Below are 25152 nucleotides of genomic sequence, written 5' to 3'. Positions count from 1 at the left end.
AGTTGAAGATGCCAATTTTCCGTACTCCGGAAAGGCTGTAGTCGATTGCTATTGAACTTGTGTCATAACCTACACCGGATCTATATTTAGCTGTATAAGGTTCGAGGTGTTGATGACAAGTCGCTATCGGTTGGGGAGCTATCAACGCTTCTTGGCAATTAACTTCTCGGTCAAATCGCTGATAATATCTAAGCTCATATTATCAACTAATTTAGTCAGAGCCGCAGCAAGAGGCTGCTGCGACAGGGGAATTCGCTCGATCGACAGCCTTACCGCTTGCTCATCTCCACAAGTGGCTGCTTTATAAAGCTTCTCGATCAACTCCCTCGGCAACACAGACAGCGACTCAGGAGTCAGTTGCTGGGCAGGCTCATCCTGTTCGGACTTACTCGGCGGCTCCTCTTCATAGATATAGCGAACACCCAAATGAAGCGCCATCTTCTCAAAAATTACTGCCTCTCGGAACGGTTTGGCAACAAAGTCATCGAAGCCGTTCGACATGGCGAGTTCCTGGGTTTTAACAAAAGCATTAGCGCTCAAAGCAATAATCTTAGTGTTAGAACCGTTCGGCCGTGCTCGAATTTTTTGAGCAGCTTGAAAGCCGTCTAGAACAGGCATCCTCAAATCCATCCAAATTAAATGCGGCTTGTACTTTTGCCACAATTTAACAGCTTCAATTCCGTTATCCGCGAACCACACAAGAAAGCCAGCCGACTTCAATATCTGAGTTAGCAGCAACCGATTTGCCGACTCATCGTCCGCTACCAGAATGCGATAATTTTGTTGGTTAGGTGCCAACCCCTTCACTCGTTTTTGCGGCAGTCTGTCATAAACTTCGCTCTCAGTAGCATGACTGACTTTAACGTAAAAACTAAAAACCGTTCCTTTCCCCACAGAACTTTTGACCTTAATTTCACCACCCATCAGCTTCACAAAAGAGTTACTGATTGGCAATCCCAAGCCCGTTCCCGTTTGTGATTTCCTGCCAGTTTCAGTTTGGACGAACGGCTTGAACAAACGGCTAATCTCTTCAGGGGCAATACCAGGGCCTGTATCCTTCACAGAGAATTGGAGAAAGAATTTGGGTAAAGGTTTTTTAGCCATAGACTGAAGGCATTTTACAGTCAGCTTCACCCTACCCGCCTCAGTAAATTTAACAGCATTACCCAACATATTAATCAAAACTTGGCGCAGCTTGCTTTCATCAGTTCGGACGTATTGCGGTACATCTTTCCGGAGTTCAAAAACAAGTTGCAATCCCGACGACTGAGCTTTGAGTTGGAACATCCGTTCTATGTCCGAGAGCAAACTGTACAAGTCAAAAGCATTTGATTCGAGGGTGATTTGACCAGCTTCAATCTTAGACAGCGACAAAATATCGTTGATTAGTTTCAACAAATGCTCGCCACTGCGATTGATAATATCTAAACTCGACTGCTGTTCCGGTGCAGTTTTTTTAGAGTTCACAAGGAGGTGGGCAAAGCCGATAATCGCATTCAGAGGCGTTCTCAATTCGTGGCTCATATTGGCCAGAAAGGTACTTTTAGCGCGATTGGCACTTTCGGCTGCAATTTTAGCTTGTTTTAGTTCAATAGTTTTCAGTGCAACTTGCCGCTTTAAATCGCCAGAATATTCTTCTAACCGCTGGCGAGATGCTTTTAACTGGGAATTCATGCGCTCGAAAGCACAGGCTAGGGCTTCGAGTTCGGCAACACCGCTACCTAAAACTGTTGAGTCGAAGTCGCCACCAGCTATCGCCTCTGTTGCCGAAATTAACCGCAGCAGCCGCTGTTCTATTCTTAGGGAAATGGACAGCAAAAGGCAGATAGAAAGAACCAAAGCCAGCAGCACGAGCAAAATAGTGTTGCGGGTGTTGGCCTGAACTTTGCTCGTGAAGTCGGTTTCGGGTACAACTGCCACAATCAGCCAATTTAAGCTTTTCGAGTTTTCAAAAGGTCTGACTTGCAGCCAGTATAGTGAGTTGCTGGCGGTAAAGTTAAGATTTTGGCTGCTGTTAATAGCAGCGAGGCTGCCATAATGTTTAAGCAAATACTCTGTGGAAAGCTGGATTACTTGTTGTTGCAGAGCTCGGGCGCTTCTTCGCTGCAGTCCGTCAGCAGAAATAGACGGTTTTGGTTCAGTTACCTCGTTCCAAGCAACTAAATGTCCCGAACGGTCTAAGATAAAGGCTTGACAGTTAGGGCTGATGTGGAAATCGTGCAAGTTGAATGTTGAGGTTGGGGTGGGAAAAGCAGGATTTGTTTTTTGTTGACGGAATATTGTTTTTGGAGAGTCTGACCCATTTCTTTTCCCATTTGGTTTGATTGTGACTCCGGCTGTTTGACTTGGGGGAAGTTGGTTTACCGAACCAGTTTGCATTTTTTTATAAGTCCCTTCTCCTTTCCCAACCCCAACCCCTTCTTTTAAGTAGTTGTCAAGGCGGTCCCAGATGCGGCTCGTTGCTTCGGACAATAGCTGTGCAACTAAGTCATTCATTGTCTGCCGCCCTGTTTGAAAAGAAAGCCATCCGGTCAGACATAGTAAAGTCGAAATCAGGAGAGCGTTGGGGACTGTAAGCACAACACGCAGCGGGAGGGCAGACTTGTTTTGAACAGAGCTTTTTGGGCTGAACATTGGTTGAAAAAAGGGAGTGGGGAATGAGGAAAAAAACGTTCTTCCGAGAAAGTATTACTGCCGAATTGTTCCACAAACAAATATTTGAAAGGTCAATTCACAACTCATAATCAAAGCTTCGCGTTGAGCAGGAAGTAGAAGAATTCTGCTATTTTCCCTTACCATCCCCGCTCGCTTTTGTTATGCTTTTTGACTAATCGCTATTTATAGCGCAGCTTCAAACCAATTTGAATCAGTCAAAAGCTATAAGTTCTCAGAGCGAGCGGTTAGCGACACAGGCTCCCGCCTGACTCAGCGCGGGCAGTATGGAGGAGATGATTTGCATCTCAACTAACCCAAGTTGCGTGCTTAAAACCGCTCTTGACTGGTAATGGGTAATGGGTAATTGGAACAATTTGAGACTTGAGATTTGAGATTTTAAATTGATGGATTGCCGTTGATCCCGCTCTGTGCTTGACCCCGGAACGAATGCACTTGCCTAACTCTGTCTAACATTGGTTAGATATGAATAGGTTTGTGTGAGCGGTAGTTTGATTCAAAAGCTATTTTGGCTAGCTCGACAATCACAGACAAGTCTACTCCGGCTCGTGCTGCAGCATCGACCGCCGATAGATTCTCATTTCTTACCTTAGCTAAAAATTGCCGCACGCTGTAGACTACCGGGTCGTTGGCTGCTGTGTAGCCTTTTTGAATGGCAATCAGCAATCCTTTTTCGACATCTGATGCTGTGGGTGCGCGACCTCTATCAACGTTCATAGTCGGCTCCATTCTTGGGTTTAGGGGAGCGATGCGAATTCCTAGGTGTTCTGGTTCTTTGTTGGTAGGAACGATGTTGAAGTTGTAAAGTCGCTGTTTCCCTTTTGAATCTACAGTTTTGATTGAAAGGTTAGTGATGGTAGCTGTGGTAGCTCCCGGAAAATTGAGCGCTTGAATGGGACGCAAGAAAACAGTTTTGGCTTGGCCGCTTGCCAACTGTGCGTCGGTGCTGAAAACTATTTTTGAGGGGTCGGCAATTAAAACGTAGGCGACAGCTTCATCGGTTGAGCTGAAGTCGATCGCACTCGCGCGACCGGGATAGACTAAAATATCGATCGCACTATTGACGGCAATATCTCGACCCACAGTTTGATAGCCTGTTACTCTTGATTGAGCAAAAGCACAGTCGGGGTAGCTTGCAGTAGCGAACACTGCTGTGAACAAAAGCCCTCCGAGGGAAAGCATTCTTGGGGATTGGATGCGATTCGTCATGGCAGTTATTCGTTGATGTGGAGAAAATTGTTGACAGTAGAAACGGGGATTTCCTTTACTAATCGCCGCAGTCGCGTTGGGGCGACTTAACCGTTTACCGACGGTTTGGTTATCGGTAAATGTTGAGAAAGCTGTTAACAGTAATAGAAACCGGGGTTCCTTTATTAACCACAGCTACATTGGGGCGGTTTAAAAGTTCTTCAGTTGCCCTATCTGAGCGGCTTTCCATCCGTTTTGCTAGGGGGCTGAAGAAGCCATCGAGGACGGCTGACCAAATTTGGGGGTCTCGACTTTCAACGGTGGTTGTACTGCCCCCAAACCTACCGCTAATACTGCTAGAGCTCCTGACTTTAGGCTCTGCGAACACTTGACCGACTCGTCCTACTCCCGACAGCACTGCGGTGAGGATATCCTGTCCGGCAATATCGGAACCTGGGTCGAAGTAGCCTGAAGCAATCAGCGGCTGTCCGCCCTCTCCTGCAATCAAAATTGCGCCTTCTGGAATGGGCTGCTGTTTAATCTGACCGTTTCTATCTGAGTAGACGAGCGCCACAGCAGTAGCTTGTACCATGCGATTGGTTTTGCTGACGGTGTTGGCTTTGACAATGACAACTGTGCCGGCAGGAAAAGCAATAGAGCCGTCAGTTGCCGTGAAGTCGGCTGTGAGGGTGACGGCAAATTTGTCGTAAAGCTGTTTGCCTGAGCCTTCATCCCACAGCAGGGGAACCGAAACTACGCCGTTGACTGTGGTTCCAAGGGGAACCTGAGCTGTTTGGGGCGTGCGGTTGAGAATGCCTTTTGCCCCTGGAGAGTTTACTTGTTCTAGGGTTGGGGAATTTGTTAAGGCAGAAGCCTCTGGAGCAGTTTCTGGGGAAAGGGTTTGAAATTCTGTATCGGCGGGCAAGGACGTTGGACGAGCGCTCAGTCGAGCCTCCGTGTCGATTGAGTTATCAGTAGAATCGGAACTTGTTTGGGGGGAAAAGGGAGCCGGAGTTAATTGGTTAGTGGGGTTTTGGGAGTTGTCGGTGGTTTCGAGGCTGTCCTCTCCATAAGGAAACTCCGGGTGTAGCCTTTCCCCGCTGGCGTTATTTGGGTGGCTATATAGTTTTTCTGGGATTTGCTCGAAAGAAACGTATGAGGGTGGCGACTTTTGGTTGCCGATATTGACTGTTAGGAATTCAGTTGTGGGAGCTGGCTTTGTCAGAGCGGCGGCGGTAGCGCTTGTTGTCGCTGGAGTGCTTGGTGTTGCACTCACGGCATTCGCTATTCGGTTAGGGTCAAAATTTCCCCTAATTTGTCCGAGTTGAGCGAGTTGGTTCCACCGCTCAAACGGGTCGATTTTTTCTTCTGTTGGAGTTGGAATTAAAGGTGGGGGTATTAACGATTTGGGTATGGGGGCTGGTGCGGGTGTTCTTGAGGGTACTCTTTGAGGTATGGGTGCAGGTAGTGTTACCGTCCGCACTACTGTTCTGGGTGCGGGTAGGGGTTCGCGTAGAGGAGTAGGTGGCGGTGTAGCGCTCCGGGTAGCGACTGGACGCGGAGTTCGAGGAGTTCGCGGGGCTCTTGACGGTTTGGGCGACGGTTCTGTTTTGGGTTTTGCGGTTTTTTGCGGTTTTTCGGCTAACAGTTTTTGTTGGTCTTGGTAAGCTAATTTAGCCAGCAACTCCGGTTTTTCATCTTTAATGGTGCCAGAAGAGCTTTCTTTTGGTGTTGATTGTGCGATAGGTTCGCGAGGTGATTTAGGCTTGATAAATTGCCAAATCAGCAGTCCTAGCAATAGTATTCCACCAGTCAACAGCAGCATTGTCACTGCTCTAGGAACGCCTCTTTCGGAAACAGGCGGGGGCAGTGGTCTTTCCTCATCTTGAGCAAGTTGATATTGAGTTTCCAATGTTAGGGGTGCATTGGGGTCAAAGTTAGCAATGAAGTTCTCGTCAATATCATCTTGCGAGGGGGAAGGGGAAGGGGAAAAGTTATCTTCTGACATCTTGCTACTATCGTTATTAAGGATACTTTCGCTATCAAGAGGGAGTGAATTCTTTTGCTCAAATTCTGCTGCTGTCAACTTTGTTGGATGAGAATTGTTTGAAGATTCTTGTCTATTACTCATGGCTACCTCGGTTGTTGCTTATTACGATGGTTAATTAACAAATGATTGGCTTTTCTGTGAGTGGGAAAGAGCAGAAAATCACGACTTCTTTGTTGTTAAATACAACCGCTTGAAGTTCATATACAGCACTTGTCAGGTAAGTGAAATACAAACAAATCGGTTTCTGTAGGGGCGGTACTCCTTCCCCTTCCCCCTCTAAGGTTTAAATTCAACAATTCGGGAAATTTCTAATCCGGCTGCTCTCAAAGAGTGAATAGTCTTCTCTAATTCATTAGCGTTTTCTTGGAGAGGGGATTTGGGAATTTCTACGGCTTTGATGGTGAAGGTTCGATTAAACTGTTCTCGGCTTTCTCCAATGCCTTGCTCTAGCACTACGCGAGTAGCAATTACATCTATTTCCCAAACTCCTCTTTTTATTTCTCTGGGTTCTCCTATGTGAGAGATATAGACTCCAGAGCGGGTTTTTCCTGAATAGATGGTGTTAGGAACGAGTGGGGCAAGTTCGACAAGGGAAGCTTTTCCAAACTCTGACTCCATCATCAATGAACCCATCCAAGCAGTTGTAGGAACTTTGGTACTGCCTTTAACTTTAATGCCGGGGTCGGGGTCATTTGTGCCGGGTATTTTGCCTGACCAAGCCCAGGTTAAATTCACCCAACTTGACACGAAAGTTTGGATAGTTTTAGGCTCTCTGTAAAATTCATCTTGTTCTGCAATTCGGGCTGCGGTTCCGTCTTTTAACTGGACAAAGGTAACTTTTCTTTGAGATAAGGCTCTCAAACTGACTGTATTCACTAAAACAGTAATTGTCAGGAGGAAAACAAAGCTTGTTAGTAGAACAAAGCACAAGGCTAAGGTGTTTTTAGATTCAGGGAGTAAGGGTTGTGATTGCTTGAATTTGACATTCATAAATTCTCAGGTTGAGTAGTGGTAAATTTGAACAAATTTGGGTGGACGAATTCAGTCCTAAAGGAGTTTTCCGGCAACAAGACCAATCGCGTTACTGGCAATATCTGTAAGCTGTTTGGTGCTATTAGCGATCGCACTGTACAAAGCGGTTCCTCCACCCTTGGCAATTAACACAGCAAGAGTAGGAGAAAACACAGCTAAAAAGAATAAAAAGGCGATATCTGTAACTAACTCTGCATCGGACTTGACAATCACTACAGCGACTAATCCAACGACGATGTTGTAGCCCAATTGCACTCCAAATAACGACATAAATCCTATTAACCAAGCCCAGATTGGTTTTCCTTGCAGCGGCAGCAGCGACAAACCCATTGCCAGAGGCCCGAATAAAGCTGTTAGCAACAAGGCTGCTTCTAAAATGTTGACAAATGCCCACTGTACCGATCTAAGAATTAAGCGAATGATAGGTAAGATAGTAGACCTAAAAACTTGCCCTGCAAAATCGCCATTTCCTATATCTTGAAGATTGGCAACATTGCCTAAGTTTTCAACAAACCGCTGCAAGCTTTTGAGGGGGCCTCCATTTTGCTGTTCCGCTGCCTGGAGAATTTGTTGAGCAGGCTCTTTTTTGCTGTTCCAGCATTGGACTAAAGCCTCTCCAACTTTGCCCTGGCATTCGCTATAGAGTTTCTCAATCTCTTCTTTGCCAGCACTGGTGAGGTTAACGTCGCTCAGGGCAGTTCTGAAGGTCATTTCTCCGACTTGAATCTTCATAATTTCCTGAACTTGAGTGCTACCTACAGCTTTAATAAATTTGATGCTTTCAGCTAAGACTTTGCCGTTGTTACTGAGAAATACTACAATTACGAGTGGCCAGATAAACATGGCTACTAGCTCTGACCAAGACTGTTTTTCGATGATTTCTTTGCCACTGGTGACAGCGAGGTAAGTAACAGATATTCCCGCCAGAATTAGTCCTAGTTTGACTAAGGCAATCCAGAGAGAGGATTCTTGAGTGTTGAAGGTGTTAAACCAAACTAAATTCCACGATTCGATGGTTTTTTGAGAGACTTCTATGGCATCAGATAGAGTGTCCAGGGCTTGTCCTGCTGTGCTAGTTTGGGCGATTAGTTGTGTCAGCATCGCGGTGTCTCCTTGTTGTGATTTTAGTCTTCGCTTGCCCCCAGGGTTATGCCTCCCGGCATTTGAAACAGTCCGGCTTGAGTAGAAGAAGCGGTAGCAGCCGCAGCATCCTGCCGTCTCTGGGCGGTGTTAATTTCGTTAAGTTCTTCTGCCTGTTGAGCGTTGAGAATGTTGGCAAGACTGCGGTCAATTTGCGCTTGCTGGCCCTGCATAACTAAGGCACTTTGATTTTCTGCTGATAAGGCTGCTTGTTGAGCTGCGATCGCACTTTGTTGAGATATATTTCTCATAATGTTCTGGGTGACATCTTGACCTTCTGAATCAGCACCCAATTCCATTGAATTTTGGCTAATTTGACCAGTTTGCTCTACGTTTTGTTGGACAATTTCTTTCAGAGTCGCTTGCTTTTGTTGAGCATCTTTACTGAGAGTAGCTTTATTGGCTTCACTTACAGCACTTTCTCTTTCTGCTAACTCTGCGTTGTTCTCTTTGAGGCTGTAAGAATCTTGCGGTTTCTTCTCTAAAGCAGCGGATAGTTTTGTCCCTTCGCTTTCGGAGGTGTTGCCGTCCATTATGCTTTTAACTGCTTCTTTTAGGTCTGGAACTTTCAATTCTCCTAGGAATGAAGAGAGGGTTGACTCTATTTCACTGCTAAAATTTTCGACTTTATTTAACAAATTGTCCCAGATGCCTGAGATGCTGTCGGAGATGGTGGAGATGGTATCTGAAATTTCGCCTGTTATGTCGCTAATTGTGTTTTCTATACCTCCTATTTCTTTCTGGTTGCTCAAGAAGTTATGAGCTGATTGTTGGATTTGGCTTTCTATTTGTTGATTGGGAACTGTGAAGCTGGAGCGGTTGAAAGTGCTGCTGTTAGGATTGTTTAAGCTGGGAAGCTGTGTTGCAGTCGGATTGCTGTCAGAGGTTTGAGCTTTTGCTTCAACAGAATTTAGTATTAAGCTCAGCCAAATTGCAGGAATGCCGAGGGCAAGTTTAACAAGCAATTTCGGTGATTTCATCGGTTTTTCTCCGTCTAGCTAGCAATAAGGTCTTGATGAGATTTGTGTTCCTTGATATCTGTGACTGCATTCTTGCCAATATTGGCTAATGAACGCCCTTCTTTAACGGCTTGTACATATTCCGATGCAAATTGTTTGAGTGCTAGCAATTGCCCTTTTAACGTATTGGGATATTGAGCCATAACTCGGGCGCGGGCCATCAATTCAGCTTGATTGTTAGCCACACTTGCTAATATCATTTCGCCTGGATAGTATCGGCTTTGCCAGAAACGACCTCCTTTTTCAATTAGCCAATTGGAATAAAGGTCGGCAGCTCTGGGAAGGAAAGCTTCTGTGGCATTTTGGCTAATAACTTCAGCCGGATATCCCAAATTTTTGATCCAAGAACTGGCTCCGTTTGATGTCAATCTTCCGGTAATTCGATACACCATGTTTTGCATAATCATAGTTCCCGCACTACAGTCACAAATACTGTCGATATCTTGGGATAGCAAGAGCACTGAAATGCCATTCTTTCTACCCACTGCACAGAGTTCGCCTACTACTTCAGCAAATCCGTCTTTTTTAAACAAAATCGAAAGTTCGTCTCCGATAAATAGGCTTTTAGGGTGAGAAAGTGCGTTGCGAATGCAAGCAGCGTGGGCGTTAATGGCCATTAAATACTGGTCTTGTTCGTTACCCAAACCGCTAAGGGCAAAAAACTTAACAGCGGGTTCGGGTGAAAATGTACTCGGTCTGCCAATTGCTTTCCCTAAAGGTGAGGCTAGTAATGCGTTGCATTGAGTGATAATTTGGTTGATGGCAATGCGGTCGAAGTCGGTAAAATTTTGCAGGTTTAGTTGCTCTTTTGTGCAGAATTTTAGGAGGTTTGTGAGGGTTGGCATTTCTTGCCAAGCGGTCGATTTCCAGCCTTTTTCAAATGCCGTATTGTAGCGCTCGATAATGTCTGGGTCTTCCAGAAATTTTTTCAGAGTTAGGAGCAAAATGGCATCGACTCGCTGCGCTAATTTTGGGTCGCGGACTTTGCCCATGCTGATAATAGTCAGCGCTTTTCTGATAAACTCTTTCCATTGGTCTAGTCGGCGCGATCGCTCTTCTCTATCAAAACGCCTCAAATCGGGTATTTCGAGTAGATTTGAGCTACCAGAGGTGATGTCGTAGTACGCACCGTCGTCGCCTAACAGTTTCACTGCTGTCTCAAAGGTACTGCCGCTTCCTGCTGAGATGTCCATACCGACTACTGGGATATTAGCGGCTATTGCATCGGCGGCAAATCGCCATCCCAAAACACTTTTACCGGAACCAGACTCGCCTGTTATGACAGCGCGGCTGGTTTGGTTGTGCATGAGGTCAACGTACACGGGTTTGCCGCCTTTGGTGATGAATTCAACTCCTTTTGAGTCGATGTCCCTTACAGCAGTTAAGGGCAAAATACCGGGGACAGTTTCGGTGTCTAAGGTGAGGCGGCGTTCGTTAATTAGCGAACTGCTGTGCAACAGCCAGCTTACAGTAATAGGCAAAGTTTCTAGCCACAGTTGCCAAGCAATGTTGCGCTCTCTTAATACCTTGGCAGAGCCGAAGCTGTGGGAGAGCATTTGGCAAGCGTGTGTTAGTTGCTCCGGCGTTGGTCGGTAGACTAAGAAGGTGACAGCAGCGTGAATTGCTCTTGCACCTTTGTACATTTTTTTCTGGGCTTCAAAGGATTCTTCCTGTTTGACTTCTGCTCCTACATCGCGACCTTGACCTTTTTCTAAAGCGCGTTTTTTGGCAGTTTTAGATTGTTTAGCTTGCCTTGCTAAGTTGTCTTGAATAATAAAGTTGGGAGCGGCGCTAATTTCGACAACGGCTTCAGTATCGCGGACGTAGCTGTTGCTCATAATTTTCCAGAGCCATTGCAGTTGCTCTCTGGTATTGAGCCAGCCGCCGGGGCCCTCTTCCATTGTTAGCACGCCGCATTCTGCGTTTCTGCCGGGAAGCAAAATGCGTGAGCTAGCTTTTCTGTGTTCTGGGCAGCTCGAACGGCCGCTCATACCTTCAATTAAAATGGTGCAGGCGTGTTTGTGACTGTTGATGGTTTCGGTTAGTTTGTAGTCCGACGCGGTTTCTTTTAAGGTGAGAAGTTGGGGAATAGGGGGTACGGGTGCGCTGTTGAATTTTTGCCACAGCCATCCCCACAATGCTTGGGCATTCATGGGTTGAATTTCCAGTCCGATTTTGGTGTTTAGCAAGAGTTCCCACCGGATATAGCCTTGCTCGAAAGCGTCGAGCAGCAGTTGTTTGTAAAAGCGTTCAGAGTAGATGCGCTGGTTGCCTGTAAATTGTGCAGCAATGCTGTTGGCTGTGTTGATAATTCCATTGATGAATTTACTCAGAGGGTCGTTGGATTTGGAGCCAGATTGAGCGTTGAATGTCCAAGTGCAGAAAATAGTTTGGTTCCACAGTTGTCTGGTGCCTGCTAAGTTGAGTTCTTGAATGCGTTTCTGTTCGTTACGAACGAGTACAGAAATGGGTTTGAGGTGACAGTTGTCAGCCAATTCAGTTAACTGTTGCTGGCGAAGGCAATCGCTGCTGTAGCAGCCGGTATGAAAGGTCATTTTTTCGCCTGGGGGAATATCTTTTAGCCCTTCTTCTAAGGCGGTGGCTGCATTGTTTACTTCATGGCGGTAGAGAATGTTGTGAAAGCCAGCCGTCTCGAATCCGAATACAATTTGGTATTGACTGCCTTCATTCAGTAAGTAACCAGAAACTTCTCGACCATCCTTTTTGATAGTGACTAAACACAGGAGGTTTTGGTAGTTTTGGAAGGGCATAAGTCGGCTGTTACCTCCTTGTTGAGTGGGAGCAACTTTGGGTTTAAGTTTGACTCGGACTTGTGAATCGCTGATTCGGTGGCGAATCGGGTTTGGTCGGTGTTGGGGAACGGGAGAAAGGTATAAAAGATTACCGTTGTACCACTCATTCCCCGGCGGAGGTCTAAACCTGTCTACAAAAAGGTGAGGTTTGTTACCTGTCAGGAGCCACCAGCTTACAATTAGCCAGAAAGTAGTGATGAAAAACCAAGGCATTCCTAAGCTGAATAGGCCGTTGGTGAGGATGTAGGAAATTACAGTGATTAGCATCCAGGGAATTAGCTGTTCCGCTGGAATGATGCCGATGCTGGCTTGTTTGCCGAGAATTTTATTGACGGAAATAAAGTCTTTATCTGGGTCTTTGATCATAATTTAAACGAGTTTAGATTTGAGGTTGAGGTATGGGGGAGAGGGGAAGAGGGAGAGAGGGGGAGAGTGGGAGAGGGGGAGAAGTTTGAAAACTTGCATTGCAACAACCCGATAAAAACTAGAGGGCTTCAACATCTAACATATACTCACCCACTTGAAGAGAAATGAGGGATTGTGTAACTGCCATCTACCTGAAAATTTAAACAGCTTGCTGTTTACTGCACACCTCTAATCTCCCCCACTCCCCCATTCCCATTCCCATTCCCATTCTTTCCTAAGCTCCTCCACCTCCGCCATTGCCAACGAACAGAAAAGTTATTACGTCAACGGCAATTACAATGGCAAAGGCTAAGGCAACTTGGGTAACAATTGGTCTCCAGTCATTACCTTGTTGTGCTTGGTTGTAGGCGAAAAGAGAAGCGGCTGCTACTAACAAAAGAAATGCTCCGCGAATTAAGTTGAAAATCAGTTCAATGACTTCGGCATCAATAGCTTCCCCTCCTGCTGAAGAGGCTCCTTCTGCGAGTTCTTGCATAAATTCTTCTAAGCCGGAGAGGAAGAGGGCGTTGGCTGGGGAATCGAGTACGGAGCAAAGTGCAGTGGAGGTGATAATGGCAGTGGCAATGTGCCAAAAGCGAATTTTGCAGCCAATGTATCGCTCTACAATGGGAATAGCTCTAGTGAGATGCCATAAACTCAAAAACACAATGCTGGAGCAGCCTAAAGTCGCAATTAAGAGTGGGTCATGGATAGTAAAATAGACAAGTGAGGCTAGGCAAATCCCAATAAATAGGAAGTCACCAAGGTTGATTTTGTGTTGTTTCAGAAATTGAAAGGCGGGGCTTTGTGAGCCTTTTGCCGTTGGGAATAAATAGCGGGATGAGGAACGAATAGTCATGGAATCCTCTCTATACTATGAGTTGTTTTCCTTATTGCTACTCTAAGTTTTGCCACTAAGCTTTGACATCACCAAAGTCGGTATTTTTGAGTGACTAAAGTGGATCGATCCATTGGGAGGGGGTTGTTGTTGAGAAAGCAGAGGGTATAGCAACCCCCAAGGCGATTAGGACTTTCTAAATTAACGTGAGTTCGATGGAGTGCGATCGCAGTATTGATTTAGAAAAGGCGATTGCATCTTCACAAACAAAAGTAATTAATGTAAAATTTATAAAGGAGGTAAAAACTATGGCAACGCTAACATTAACCGCCAAACAAATAATTGAATTAGTCAAACAACTTTCGTTACCGCTCAAGCTCAAGTCTTTGAGGCTCTATTATCTGAACCTTGGGGTAAATGACTAGAGTTATCACACTACGGCAAACAACAAGTACGTCTTGTTGCTGCTGAAAGGGGGCGAGACTGGGATTCGATGACGGAAGAAGAGCGTGAAGACTTCATTTGTGAGGTAATTAATGAAGATTAATTCTGCACAGCATTGGATAGTAGTTATGGCTCTTCAGTAGTTAATATGCTAAATGAATAGCTAAGCCAGGAAAGAAAGACAAATGAAGCTAGCAAAATATTTGGTAGAGTCATTACCAGGGTTGACAGAGGAAGCTCATTTATTATTAAATATAAGCCAAAGCTAAAGGGGTTAGGTAGATTTAACAGCCATGAGAACGAAAAATGAGATAAAGTTTTTAACAAAGCTGTTGAATATAGAGGGAATAAAAGTAATCTCACATCGCCAGCATGAAGGGATTGGAATAATTTTACAGCTCGAACAAATTGGAAAGGAAAGTAGCTGTCCCCGCTGTGGGACAAAAAGCCATAGATTACATCAAAATCATCGATACCTAGTCAAAGATTTACCGTGGGGAGAGAACTTCGTATTTTTAGAGATTAACAGACGACAGTTTAAATGTGAAAAATGTGGCAAGCCATTTAGTGAAGAGTTAGAGTTTGTCAGAAAAAGAAGAAGCTATACGAAACGGCTAGCCAGGAAAATAATTCAAGAAGTGTTAGAGAACGATATCCACAGCGTAGCCAAAAAAGGAGTAGTGACAACAGAAGAAATAGAAAGGATGTTGAAAGATGCAGCGAAAGAATACTTGAAAGCCAAGCCTAGCGAGTTGAAGAGATTAGGGATTGATGAAATAGCTGTAATTAAAGGAAAAGGGAATTACTGTGCAGTATTAATAGATTTAGAGAAGTCTAAGCTAATCGGGATGTTGCCAGGAAGAAAACAAGAAGAAATTAGGGAAGTCCTCTTGGAGTGGGGAAAAGAGGTATTAGAGCAAATAGAAGAAGTAAGTATAGATTTATGGAAAGGTTATAAAAATGTAGTAATAGACCTGATGCCAAATGCTCAAGTAGTCGCCGACCGATTTCATGTAATGGCACAAATAAACAGGGAATTAGACGCCGAAAGAAAGCGCGAGAGAAGACAGGTAGAAGATTTAATTAAAAAAGCAGGCTCTTCAGAAGAAAAAGTCGAGCAGGAGAGAGTTTTAGAAGGATTGAAGAAAAGTAAATATGTGTTGCTGAAGAACGAAACAGACCTGAGTGAAGAGCAAAAAACGAAACTCGTGCAAGTTAAAGATGTATCTCCTACTCTCAAGCTCATGCATGAATTAAAAGAAAAGCTCAGAAAGATTTTTGAACAGACTAATAATTGGTTGGTGGGTTTATTTAAACTTGGAAGATGGCTATCAGGAGCCAAAAAATATTTTCCCGATAGTCAGAACACTATTATTCGTTGGCTAGATGAGATTATTGCTTACTTTGATTATAAGACTACGAGTGGTGTTGTTGAAGGCATCAACAATAAGCTCAAGTTGATTAAACGTTCTGCTTACGGGTTTAGAAACTTTGAAAACTTCCGAGTTAGATGTTTGCTTACTTGGCAGTTTAATTGTTAGTTTAGCATACTAGATACTGAAGAGCCGTAGTTATCAGAACATTTTACTTGTCAAAGCCACAGACTTTTTAACAATTGTATCTCAGCCGCAAAACTAGAAGCGATCGCGCCTCACCACAAATCGCGATCGGACTTCTCTAGATTTGAACTTCTCGATTAGCTTTGTCAGTTTCTCGGTGGGAGTTAGAAGGCGGCGTTTGCTGAAGTCTTCGTTCTAACCAACTTTCTAGTTCGTTGGCGGGGATGTCGCATTGTAGTACCTCTACCTGGTCTGGTTGAATGATGGCTTCATAAATTACTTCGCCGTGTTCTGTATAGCCAGTCACGATTCCCTCTCCGGCTTCAAACTCGAATTTGTTGCCTTGAGAGTCAGTTAAACTGATAGCATCTTTGCCCCTTTCGGCTACTAGCAGAGCGAGGTGTTCTTGGTTACTGACTTGTTGGAACTCTTCTAAGCTGTGAGGCAATTTCAAAATTTCTTGTTTGTCTTTAGGAGTCAGTTTGTCAGCGGTAACGTTCCATTTTCTCGTCTCATCTGAGGTAGCCTCGAAGACTTCAAAGCCATCTTTGGTTGCCAGGGTGACAGTAGTCAATTCACCTTCAAGAAAGACGTAAAGTTTGGTATTTCCCAGGTCAACACCACCATTAGCTGCTGCTGGGGTAGCTTGAGAGTGATCGCCTTCATATTGAGCAGCTTCTTCAACAGCAGCATGATAAATTTGCACCAGTGCTTCAGCAATCACTGCTTCATCAGTTGAGGGAAGTCGCTCACTTGGAGGGGTAGAATTTTCTGTAGCTAACGGATTTCGACCTTGAGTAAAAGCAGGTACTCTTGCGTCCACCCTCTCGTTTTCTGGGGAAGGTGAGCGTTTGCCTCCGTTAGCAGGTTTGGCAAAATCATCGCTATTTTCTTCTGGCATAACTTCCGCAGGAGGCGGTGTTTGGCTCCAAGAGTGCTGTTGAAGTGCTTTTTCTAAAGTTTCGATACGGCTTTCTAGGGTATCCAGTCGTTTTTCTAAGCGGTCGAGGGCTTGATTAATTTGTTTGAGTTGTTCTTCAAAACTCGCGTTTGTATTAATCTCAATTGGGTTAATTTTTTTACCTTCATCATCTGGTTGGGGGATGGTTTTAAGTTTGTGGGTGACATGATTAACGGCTTTGGCTAAAATTGCTCCAACCGGCTCAGAAGTTTCAGTTTGAGATAAGGCTTGATTTTCGAGTTGATGTTCTTCTTTGGAGAGAGGAAGTAGGGGTGTATTTTCTGATTCTTGTTCATCAATAGATGCTTCTTGTTCATCAATTAGTGCTGGTAAATGATTGGCTCGTTCAGTTAGCCGATCGGCACGCTGGCTTTGAGATTTAAGCCTTTTGATGAGTTGAGTAACTTGGTGTTCTTGTCCAGCTTCCCTAGCTGCACCAATAACTTTTTGTGCTGCATCAATGCCTACAAGGGTGGCTAGAAATGCAGCTTGAGCACTCAGTCCAGAGAGGGTTGTACCGTTTATCTCATTTCCTGAAGTGGCTATTCTCTCGCTGGTTTGTGCGCCTGTTTTGAGCAGGCTATCAATATCCAATTCGTTTGATTTCTTGCGGCGTTGGGTTCTGGGATTGGCATCGGATGGCAAGGATTGTGTTGTAGGACTTTTGGTTAGGGTGTCCTCAAGTAGGTCGTCGAGGCTATCAACTGTTTCAAACGGGTTTTGATTAAGTTTTTTACTACGAAATTGGTTGTGGGATTCAGTTGCACCGGCAAATTCTTCTTCATCTTGGCGGGATTTTGGTTTAACTTGTTGCGGGAGTGCAAGTTCTTCCTCTTCATCAATTTCAGCAGTGACAAATTTTTCTACATTTTTAGTTTTAGGCTTAGCCTGAGATTTAGTTTTTGGTATACGTTTTTTATCCTCTTCCTCAAGGTCATCTACCACAAATTCTTCGTCAACTTCGACTTCAGTGATTTTAGATTTAGCCTGGGGCTTAGAATGACGGCTGTCCGCTATTTCCCAATCGCTGTTGTTTTTGGTTTGAGATTTAGCTTGAGTTTTGATTGTTGGTTCGCTGCCATTAATTTCATCGAGAAGGTCATGATCTTCATCGAATTCGTCTAATTCCAGTTTTTTCTTAGCATTGGAACTAGCTTTTGACGTTTGCTTGGGTACTGAATCAGTTTCCTCAATTTCGGAGAGTAGTTCGTCTAAGTCTGAAGGCTTATTTTTCCTCTGAGATTTACTCTTTTCTGGGGTGAGGGTGGCTTTAATGCCGACGGCGGTGAATCGGTTGTCATCTGGTTCTCCCAGGTGTTCCATCATGTATTTGCCAGTGGTAGAACCATATTCAGGTCGGTCTGTGAGGGAGAGGACGAAGCCACCTTGTGTGACTTTAACGCTGATACCTGGTTTGCCGTCAGCTTCAGTCAATTCTTCGACCGCTTCGGCAAAATCTTCAACAGCAGTCAGGCCTTGTTCTTGGCAGTAATTTAAAGCCTTTTCACACCGACTTTTAAGGTACTTTAGAATTTTTTCTCCCTGTTCTGTTTCAGCCGTGATGTATTGGTTTGACTTTTTTTTGTGGGCGTAAGTAACCATTGAATTTCTCCTTGGATAGGGAAGGGGAATGGGGAGAGGGGGAGAGTGGGAAGGCTTTGCCGTACAGTTAGACAAGCATTCGTAGGAAATAAGTGTCAAATTCTCCTATTCTCCCCCACTCCCCACTCCCCTCCCCTTCCTTTTTCAAACCTAAATTATTTCCATGAGTTCTGGCTTCCTGACAACAGGTGTTTTTTACTGGTTCAATTGGATCGATCCAATTGGGGGGGTGGCAACTGTTTACAAAAATTTACCCAAACTTCCCTATATCTACTCATAAGTTGCGCTAAAATAACCGCATGAGTAAGTTAAAAAACAAGTAGATAATCACAGAACTCAAAGAAAGTGCTGCGAAAGCTTTTACCGAATATGTACGCCATCAAACTCGAACTCAAACTTAATAACAAGCAACGCACCTTGATGGCGCGACATTCTGGCTATGCCAGATTTTGCTACAACTACGCATTGAGTCTTTATCAAGAAGTAAAAAGTCTCCCAGATGGTAGCAGCAAAAAGGTAGCAGCAATCGAAAGAGTTTTCACAAACCATGTCAAAAAGATGCCGGAATATCAATGGACTAACACCCTGTCTTCTAGGGTTTACAAGATGACATTTCGGCATTTTAGCTCGGCTTTATCTCGTTTCTTCAAAGGATTGGGGAAATTCCCTAAATTTAAAAGGAAAAAAGATGGTGATTCATTCACTGTAGATGCTGCTGATTGGAATCACTCAATTTTATTGGCAGCTAGCAAATCAATTAAGATTCCCACGTTAGGAACATTTCGGCTCAAAGAATCCATCCCATTCCCTTGCGTAGCGCAGACATTTACCATCTCGCGCACGGCGGATAAATGGTATGTATCCTTTACGCTCAAAGCCGACAAAATCCCACCAATGTTTCATCCCGTTGCCTTACCAGTGGGAATTGACTTAGGAGTATCAACCTTTGCTACTCTTTCTGATGGTAATTCTTACTCGTCTCCTCGTCCACTCAAGAAAGCGAAAACCAAGCTGAGTAAAGAACAGTGGAGAAATCGGAAAAAGCAATTGGGCAACAGAAAGTTGGGTGTGAAAGCATCAAAGAATGCTCATAAGCACTATCTTAGAGTTGCCAAGATTCATGGGAGAACTGCAAATGTTCGTCGAGATTTTCTACAGAAAACGACGACAAATATTAGCCAAAAATATGCTCACATTCGCATCGAAGATTTGAATGTGAGCGGAATGATGGCTAACCATAAGTTAGCGGCGGCTATTTCTGATTGTGGTTTTTATGAATTTCGTCGTCAGTTAGAATACAAGTCTTCTATGTATGGCACGAAGGTTGAGTTAGTAGATAGATGGTTCCCTTCTTCTAAAACCTGCTCAAACTGCGGTCATGTTCAATCGATGCCATTAAAGGAACGAGTGTTTGATTGTGGCTACTGCAATTTGTTAATTAATCGAGATTTGAACGCGGCAATCAATTTGTCTCGTTCTCAATTAGTAAGACCAGCTCGGTCTGAAGTTACGCCTGTGGACAAGTTGGAGCCGACTCCCTTGGTAGAAGCAGGAAGTGAACATCAAGTCTGCCGTAGGTAGATTTGAGTAGGTTTCATGGAGCGGTATAGTGTGATGAGTGCAAGGGAGCAATTGCGTAAATCCTGAATGTATTTGTAAAATTCCTGGGCTTTTTGCACATTTAATAAAACTTTACATTTGACCTGTATTGTGAGTGGAGAGCAAGCCAACAGGAGATTGTTTTATGGAAGGAATAAACTATTCAGAGTTAGTCCAGACTGTCTTAAAAAGACATACAGCCAATCATTTATCTGAAGATACGGAAAAAGAGTTAATTTTCGATAAAGAGAGCGATCGCTATCTTTTAGTTCATTTAGGTTGGGAAAACCAAGAGAGGGTTTATGGTTGTGTAGTTCATGTAGATATCAAAGATGGAAAAATTTGGATTCAGCGCGATTTAACTGAAGCAGGAATTGCTAACTAATTGGTAGAATTAGGTGTACCAAAAACAGAGATTGTTTTGGGATTTAGAACGCCTTATGTGCGGCAATTTACTGAATTTTCAGTGGCTTAATAGCTGATGTGGGTTGGGGTTGGGGTGCGAGCGCAGATTTTTTAGAGAAGGCGATCGCACTTTCTCCTCAATCAAGCTAACTGATGCTCACATTCCTGACAATCCCAATACGATCAACTGTTCGTACTTGGGGAACGGGCGATCGCACTGGGACATCGGCTGGTAAACAGCTAAAGTTCGACAGTAGCCGGCAAACGGCTCTTTTTAAAGCGTTTAGGAGTGGTGTTTTCTAAGATTTCTGCGACAAACTTAGCGCTGTTCTCTTCAGATAATCCTTTGATAATTCGCTCACTTTTTAAGTCAGCCGCAAAAATAATAGCGCCACTTTCATCCTCAACGGTACATTTTTGGGTTTTGCTGTTGACGAATACACCCCAAGAACCAACTGGAAATTCAATAGCGCCTGTTTTCTGATAGGCATTGCCAATCGCAGCTTGCATTAATTCAGAAATAGTTGCGGAATCGCAATTTTTTTGTTGAGCTTGAGACTGTTGCTGTTGCGAAGTTTGAGATAGCGATTTCCCCGGTCGAATGTCTTCGCCGAAGCCCTCTCTATTGGGTGCAGATTTGCCTTTTACTGACAGGATTTCCACTTCAGCCGCTTCTTCAATTAACCTCAGCGATGCCGGATCGATGTTTAAAATGAGAGCACTGCTTTTGGGTGAAGATTCGATAGTTGCTTCAAAGGTTGCACCAATAGGCAGTTTAGGAGAATTAGGCGAAAACATGGCTAGTTGACGGTCGTTGAGCTTGACAATTGGGCTGCCATCTCGGTAATTACCAGTGTCGCTTTTAAAAGCATCGACTTCAAAACTCAATCTTTTTCCCTTCCACTTCTCGGTGCTAAAATCAACATCTTTGAAATCGTTGTACTTTTGACCAATTAGTTCAACAGTTTCAAACTGAAAAGTCTGCAATTGCTGGCAAATTTCATCGGAGAACAAGTTAAGAACCAATGCAGCTTTGGGAGTTTGGCTGTCTTTAGATTCAACCCAATTGTAGCTGGCAGGAGCTACAATACGCGAATTGGCAGTTTGGGTTCGACCCAAGCGATCTCGGTAAGTTAAATTGAGAGAGTCGATGTCATTTTCATTGTTGCCAAATTCCTGATCTAGGACTTCTACCAATTTCTCATTGGGGTCGAGCAAGGCAAAGTTAACCATCGGCAAGCTGGGATGTAAACTAGCTTCGTATTTAATGCCTTTATTGTCTAGCTTTTCCTTCCATTCACCAGCTAAGTCAGTGCTAATTGGCTGTCGCTTGCTATCCCTTTTAATTTGACCGCTTCCATCTCTTGCTAATTTTTGAAAAGGGACGCTCAAAATGTAAGTATCCTTGGGCAGAGCTTCATGTAGCCGCTCATAGTCAGATTCTAGGTGGAACTCAATTTGCAATTGGCGCGACAATTCAAGACAAGCTTTTCGAGGCATGTCTAAATTGGGATTTGTAGTTTCTACGTGCCACAATGCGCTAGCAGCTAACATCCGCTCTTTGGGGTGAGGAAATGCGTCAGCTACGTCGGTTCTTAAACTCTCATACAATTTGCCAACAGCTTCTCTAATAGCTTTGAGGTCATCGCCTTGTTGCTCGTAGATTTCTGCCATCCGTTCTCGATATCGCTCTTTAGTATCTTTGGCCCATGTCACGTAGTATTTCTCCCAATCTTCTCTCTCATCTAAATCTTTAGGAGAGGGGAACAGGTAGCGAAATTCGTCGCGGTGGCGGCTGGTGAGGCGGGTGGGTTCCCACTCAGGGTTAACCGCACTGCGAGCGATGCAACTGATGGCAGCGTTGTCTTCTGCGGGCAGTGGTACTGTTTTGTAAAGCCGGGGATCGTCTTTGAAGTCAAACAAGTAAGAGGGGTATTCGTTTGACCATTGTTTAGCAAGATTTAGCAAATTGGGGTGGTAGTCTTCTGTGCGAGTAGCGCTTTTGGGGCTGTCCACTTCAATTTGTAGGGCATCAAACAGTTGACCGAGTAGTTTCTGCTTCTTGTGGTTAAATAAGTTTGTAGGTTGTTTTGGTTGGGGTACAGAAGACTGTACTCGTCCAATTAAGGTAGCAACCCAGCCGATTTTGTTGTGTGCGATCGCTACAGCAATTTGCCGCAGTTTGGTATACTTACGGTTGCCCTCTTCATCAGTAGCTTTGGTGTAATCAATTTTACTGCGCTTGGAAACAGCTTCGTACTCGTTTTCTTGATTAGCGTGTCTGGTTTCAGAGGCAATATTGGGCAGTTTTGAGGCGGGAGTAATCACTAATTGATCTCCATCAAAATCGCACTGGTGGTGCTGCATAGCTTGGTCAGGGCGAATGAAGGCGCATCCTTTGTACTGCATTAATTCGGGATGGCTTTTGTTGTCTACTGTGTAGCGGCGGATGTTATCTTTACTGACAATTGGATAGCGGGTAACAATGACTTCTGTGCCGTTTTTTAAGTGAGGGGCAACAATTGTACCGGGTTTTAGGTCTTCGCAGGGTTGAGCCATTGCTGAACCATGATGAATTGCTCCTTTAATTGCTAAGTCTCGCCACTTCTTAGCTAGTTGTTCTTGCATGAAATCGACGACTTTGGGAAAGTCAAGGAGTTGACCGAGTTTGTCGTTTCTCAAAATAGAAATTAGCCGATATTCATTGCGTTGAGCTTTTTCATCGGTTTCATCTTCTAATCCGTTGTTGTCTTCGTGAATGTTAGATTGAAAAGCCACTTTCTTGTCATGTTGCTCTACTAAGTATTTAGCAAGTTTCAACCGATTGTTTTGCAAGTCAGCTAACTTTTGGGCTTCAAGTTTGGTGGGGGTGGCGATGTCAGTCTGAATAGCTGATTCGGAGTACCAAATCGAAAATTGCCAGGAATTTTCGTATTCAGTTACTTTGGCATTACCTCGATTTCCTAATACCGCTTTGGGAAATTCGTAATCTCCGCAAGGGATTAATTCAGCTAATTGCAATGCGGCAACTCCTTTGATGGAAGAGCGATCCATAATGATATCATAGCCTAAATTATCAGTTAATTGGGAATCGGGAAGTAGCGTTCCTTTAGCAAGGAAGTTAATTTTGGGAGTCGCACAATTCTCTTGTTCCCAGTCTGAAAGCCAAGCAAATCGAAATTGAAAAGGGCGGTTGTGAATGCCATCTAATTGTTGGGCTAATGTGGGTGAAATCTTGCCGTGACAGTCTCCGGTTTGATATCGTTGAGCTAAAGCTTTTTCAGAAGGGTCATCACTTTGGGAATCAACAATTTTGACTCGCAATGTTTCACCAGTAACAGAGCAGTCTAACAACTGGACTCCTTGAGTGCAACTGCTTACTAGCAGAGAGCCGTAGCGACAGGAATGATCTGGTTGAGTTGTGAATACGCTTAACAGTCTGGCTGAGAGTTCTTTGTCAGCAAAGTACACATTTTTGCCAGAACTAAAGGCAACTCTTCTAGCAATACCGTCTCCGAAGTCGATGTTTTTGAGAGGGTCAAGGCTGCTATCATCTGGGTCTGGTTTGACGATGGTTAGTGTTGCTAATTCTTCGGGTTTAAAGAGTAGTTCAAGCATTGAATTTCGGAGGATTTCCGGTTCTATTTGGTAGCGTCCTTTTTCTTTGCCGTTCTCTAAGGACATATCAAAGACAGGGATTTTTAGCCCAACTCCTGCTAGAAGCTCAGTATACTGGCAGGTAGGCTCTAGTGATTGAGAATGCTTTTTGGTCATTATGAGTATCTCCTGAAACCTGAAAAGTTAGTTGTGATGATTGATATCAATTCCGGTTGTACCGGAATAATGGGGAGTGGGGAATGCGGAGTATGAAAAGGGAATGGGGAATCATTGACCTCGACTTGAGAATTTCGATGCTAATGGATTGGATAGGGTTAATCAATGGAAGCGTGAAACCATGAGTGAGAGTAGGTAAATTTATGTCTTTTTGCCCACACACTCAATTTCTTTTGTACAATTTTGGAAGTGAAAAGACATCCGATGATTGAGGGATAGTTACCCGCTCAATTGGAGGGGGAGAGTGGGGGAGTGGGAGTGGGGAGTTGGGGAGAAGGGGAGAGTGGGAGAGGATTTGACGAGTTTTTATCTGGCATTAAAAAATACCAAATTTTAATGCCGTACAGTTTAGGAAGTAAGCGTCAAATTCTCCCTAACTCCCCCTCCCCCACTCTCCCACTCTCCCCAACTCCCCACTCCCTATAAAGTGGGTTAAACTGAAGGTAACAATTAGGTAGGGTTAAAGAATGCAAGAGAATAAATTTGAATCACAGTCCCCTCAATGCCTTGATAAAATTGAGCTGGGTGATAATTGTTGGCAGGGGTCTAATCCGCCTCAGTCTGATGCCGATAAGCGGCGGTTAAATAGCCACTTATTTGAGCGAGCTATGAGGTGGATTAATACTTTTGGTGCAACAGAAGAGGAGCTTGATGATTTGAGCTATTGGAGCGAGGTTTAGCTGAGGAAAGGGAAGAAAAAGGCGCAGCGAATGAAATTTCTGTGTCCTCCTAACTTCCCATTTTCCTATCTAAGGAGAGTGGCGCTTTTGGCGTTTTGCTTTTGGTTGAGTGGTCGATGCTGCGGCTGGCAACTGGGAGTTTAAATTAGCTGGGTAGGCATTCAAGTTATTGCCTTTGAGTAGGCTATAAACAACTCGGCGTTTGCGGAAAACCCTAGTGCCATCTACAGGCATTCCTTGTTTCCAAGCATCTGCTATCGCTTTTTTGTCAGCCGAGATTACGATTTTTGTCTCGGTGCGGCGATAGGGTTCTGGTAGTTGAGAAGCGTCAACTAAAACTTCACAGGTAGGCGGATTTTCCTTAACAGTAATGCGGTGGTGTTTACCGATAGTTTCTGAAGTTAACACGCCGCACTCGTTGAAGTAGAGAACGGTTTTGTCTAAGCGTTCTCTCCACCCTTGGAGTTTGTTGATAGCTGTGGAATGCAGTTCTATCAAATACTGCATTCGAGCCTTGATTGCAGCAATTTCGGCATCAATTTGGTCAGCTAAGTCCGCGTGGGTGTCAACAGCAAGTTCTTGGCTTTCTTGGGTTTGCCAAAGGGATTGCAGCAGTTGGTCAATTTCTTCAGGAGTTTCTATTGACTCTAGTTGATGCCAAAGTTGAGCAGCAGCTAGGGAGGTTTGAGCGAGAGATTGAGTAGCAAGATTCATCAATATCGTCCGTTAATGCAGGTGTGGTAGTAATCATGTCGAGCTTCAATTTGAGTAATTGCAGCTATTGTTTCTGGGTCAAATTCAAGAGCAAGATGCCTATCTTGTTTGTGGTTTTTAATCTTGATAACTGGTGGAAAATCAGTTGTTTTTTGGGAATTTGATGCTTGTGGTTTGGGCATACAGGTCAAAAATA

General features: G+C 44.2%; 14 protein-coding genes and 1 pseudogene. 3 read left to right on the top strand and 12 right to left on the bottom strand.

Going from position 1 to position 25152, the window contains the following annotated elements:
* Positions 1 to 141: 141 nt before the first annotated feature.
* From QUB16_RS03910 to QUB16_RS03875, 8 genes are all read right to left on the bottom strand, one after another.
* Complete coding sequence (locus tag QUB16_RS03910; protein WP_333314155.1) at positions 142 to 2496, bottom strand: ATP-binding protein; 2355 nt, start codon at positions 2494 to 2496, stop codon at positions 142 to 144.
* A gap of 636 nt (positions 2497 to 3132) precedes the next feature.
* A complete protein-coding gene (locus tag QUB16_RS03905) occupies positions 3133 to 3882 on the bottom strand; it encodes a hypothetical protein (protein WP_333314153.1) in 750 nt (249 codons plus the stop codon).
* A gap of 109 nt (positions 3883 to 3991) precedes the next feature.
* Complete coding sequence (locus tag QUB16_RS03900; protein WP_333314151.1) at positions 3992 to 5992, bottom strand: hypothetical protein; 2001 nt, start codon at positions 5990 to 5992, stop codon at positions 3992 to 3994.
* A gap of 195 nt (positions 5993 to 6187) precedes the next feature.
* Positions 6188 to 6901: a hypothetical protein gene (locus tag QUB16_RS03895; RefSeq protein ID WP_333314149.1), complete on the bottom strand. Its 714-nt coding sequence runs from the start codon at positions 6899 to 6901 to the stop codon at positions 6188 to 6190.
* Positions 6902 to 6958: 57 nt separating this feature from the next.
* Positions 6959 to 8044 carry a hypothetical protein gene (locus tag QUB16_RS03890; RefSeq protein WP_333314147.1) on the bottom strand — a complete coding sequence of 362 codons (1086 nt, stop codon included), beginning with the start codon at positions 8042 to 8044 and terminating at the stop codon, positions 6959 to 6961.
* Positions 8045 to 8067: 23 nt separating this feature from the next.
* Complete coding sequence (locus QUB16_RS03885) at positions 8068 to 9063, bottom strand: hypothetical protein (protein ID WP_333314145.1); 996 nt, start codon at positions 9061 to 9063, stop codon at positions 8068 to 8070.
* A gap of 14 nt (positions 9064 to 9077) precedes the next feature.
* Positions 9078 to 12281, bottom strand: a complete 3204-nt coding sequence (locus QUB16_RS03880) for a hypothetical protein (protein WP_333314143.1) — start codon at positions 12279 to 12281, stop codon at positions 9078 to 9080.
* 274 nt (positions 12282 to 12555) lie between these two features.
* Positions 12556 to 13179 (bottom strand): hypothetical protein, encoded by a 624-nt coding sequence (locus QUB16_RS03875; protein WP_333314141.1) that lies wholly within the window; start codon positions 13177 to 13179, stop codon positions 12556 to 12558.
* 716 nt (positions 13180 to 13895) lie between these two features.
* Between QUB16_RS03875 and QUB16_RS03870 the strand changes: the two genes are divergently transcribed.
* Positions 13896 to 15143 (top strand): ISL3 family transposase, encoded by a 1248-nt coding sequence (locus tag QUB16_RS03870; protein ID WP_333314139.1) that lies wholly within the window; start codon positions 13896 to 13898, stop codon positions 15141 to 15143.
* Positions 15144 to 15279: 136 nt separating this feature from the next.
* Here the strand turns inward: QUB16_RS03870 and QUB16_RS03865 are convergent, their stop codons facing one another.
* Positions 15280 to 17724 (bottom strand): hypothetical protein, encoded by a 2445-nt coding sequence (locus tag QUB16_RS03865; RefSeq protein ID WP_333314137.1) that lies wholly within the window; start codon positions 17722 to 17724, stop codon positions 15280 to 15282.
* Positions 17725 to 18069: 345 nt separating this feature from the next.
* On the opposite strand from QUB16_RS03865, the gene QUB16_RS03860 reads away from it, so the two are divergent.
* Together QUB16_RS03860 and QUB16_RS03855 are read left to right on the top strand one after the other, a co-directional pair.
* Positions 18070 to 19305: an RNA-guided endonuclease InsQ/TnpB family protein gene (locus QUB16_RS03860; protein WP_445243065.1), complete on the top strand. Its 1236-nt coding sequence runs from the start codon at positions 18070 to 18072 to the stop codon at positions 19303 to 19305.
* A gap of 163 nt (positions 19306 to 19468) precedes the next feature.
* Positions 19469 to 19798: pseudogene (locus QUB16_RS03855) on the top strand (XisI protein).
* A gap of 170 nt (positions 19799 to 19968) precedes the next feature.
* Here QUB16_RS03855 and QUB16_RS03850 read toward each other — a convergent pair.
* From QUB16_RS03850 to QUB16_RS03840, 3 genes are all read right to left on the bottom strand, one after another.
* Positions 19969 to 23502 carry a hypothetical protein gene (locus QUB16_RS03850; RefSeq protein WP_333314135.1) on the bottom strand — a complete coding sequence of 1178 codons (3534 nt, stop codon included), beginning with the start codon at positions 23500 to 23502 and terminating at the stop codon, positions 19969 to 19971.
* Positions 23503 to 24311: 809 nt separating this feature from the next.
* Complete coding sequence (locus QUB16_RS03845; protein ID WP_333304869.1) at positions 24312 to 24956, bottom strand: siphovirus Gp157 family protein; 645 nt, start codon at positions 24954 to 24956, stop codon at positions 24312 to 24314.
* On the bottom strand, positions 24956 to 25138 hold the full coding sequence (locus QUB16_RS03840) for a hypothetical protein (RefSeq protein ID WP_333304871.1): 183 nt from the start codon (positions 25136 to 25138) through the stop codon (positions 24956 to 24958). Before QUB16_RS03840 ends, QUB16_RS03845 begins: the two co-directional genes overlap by 1 nt.
* Between the last annotated feature and the right edge of the window lie 14 nt (positions 25139 to 25152).

The sequence above is a fragment of the Microcoleus sp. D3_18a_C4 genome, from assembly GCF_036702415.1.
Classification (GTDB): Bacteria; Cyanobacteriota; Cyanobacteriia; order Cyanobacteriales; family Microcoleaceae; genus Microcoleus.
Note: the sequence above shows the minus strand (reverse complement) of the source record. Positions and strands in the feature narration are given on the sequence as shown.

Excerpts from the sequence above, each read along its gene's own strand:
- QUB16_RS03910 (WP_333314155.1), bottom strand. The coding sequence starts at position 2,496 with ATGAATGACTTAGTTGCACAGCTATTGTCCGAAGCAACGAGCCGCATC.
- QUB16_RS03905 (WP_333314153.1), bottom strand. The coding sequence starts at position 3,882 with ATGACGAATCGCATCCAATCCCCAAGAATGCTTTCCCTCGGAGGGCTT.
- QUB16_RS03900 (WP_333314151.1), bottom strand. The coding sequence starts at position 5,992 with ATGAGTAATAGACAAGAATCTTCAAACAATTCTCATCCAACAAAGTTG.
- QUB16_RS03895 (WP_333314149.1), bottom strand. The coding sequence starts at position 6,901 with ATGAATGTCAAATTCAAGCAATCACAACCCTTACTCCCTGAATCTAAA.
- QUB16_RS03890 (WP_333314147.1), bottom strand. The coding sequence starts at position 8,044 with ATGCTGACACAACTAATCGCCCAAACTAGCACAGCAGGACAAGCCCTG.
- QUB16_RS03885 (WP_333314145.1), bottom strand. The coding sequence starts at position 9,063 with ATGAAATCACCGAAATTGCTTGTTAAACTTGCCCTCGGCATTCCTGCA.
- QUB16_RS03880 (WP_333314143.1), bottom strand. The coding sequence starts at position 12,281 with ATGATCAAAGACCCAGATAAAGACTTTATTTCCGTCAATAAAATTCTC.
- QUB16_RS03875 (WP_333314141.1), bottom strand. The coding sequence starts at position 13,179 with ATGACTATTCGTTCCTCATCCCGCTATTTATTCCCAACGGCAAAAGGC.
- QUB16_RS03870 (WP_333314139.1), top strand. The coding sequence starts at position 13,896 with ATGAGAACGAAAAATGAGATAAAGTTTTTAACAAAGCTGTTGAATATA.
- QUB16_RS03865 (WP_333314137.1), bottom strand. The coding sequence starts at position 17,724 with ATGGTTACTTACGCCCACAAAAAAAAGTCAAACCAATACATCACGGCT.
- QUB16_RS03850 (WP_333314135.1), bottom strand. The coding sequence starts at position 23,502 with ATGACCAAAAAGCATTCTCAATCACTAGAGCCTACCTGCCAGTATACT.
- QUB16_RS03845 (WP_333304869.1), bottom strand. The coding sequence starts at position 24,956 with ATGAATCTTGCTACTCAATCTCTCGCTCAAACCTCCCTAGCTGCTGCT.
- QUB16_RS03840 (WP_333304871.1), bottom strand. The coding sequence starts at position 25,138 with ATGCCCAAACCACAAGCATCAAATTCCCAAAAAACAACTGATTTTCCA.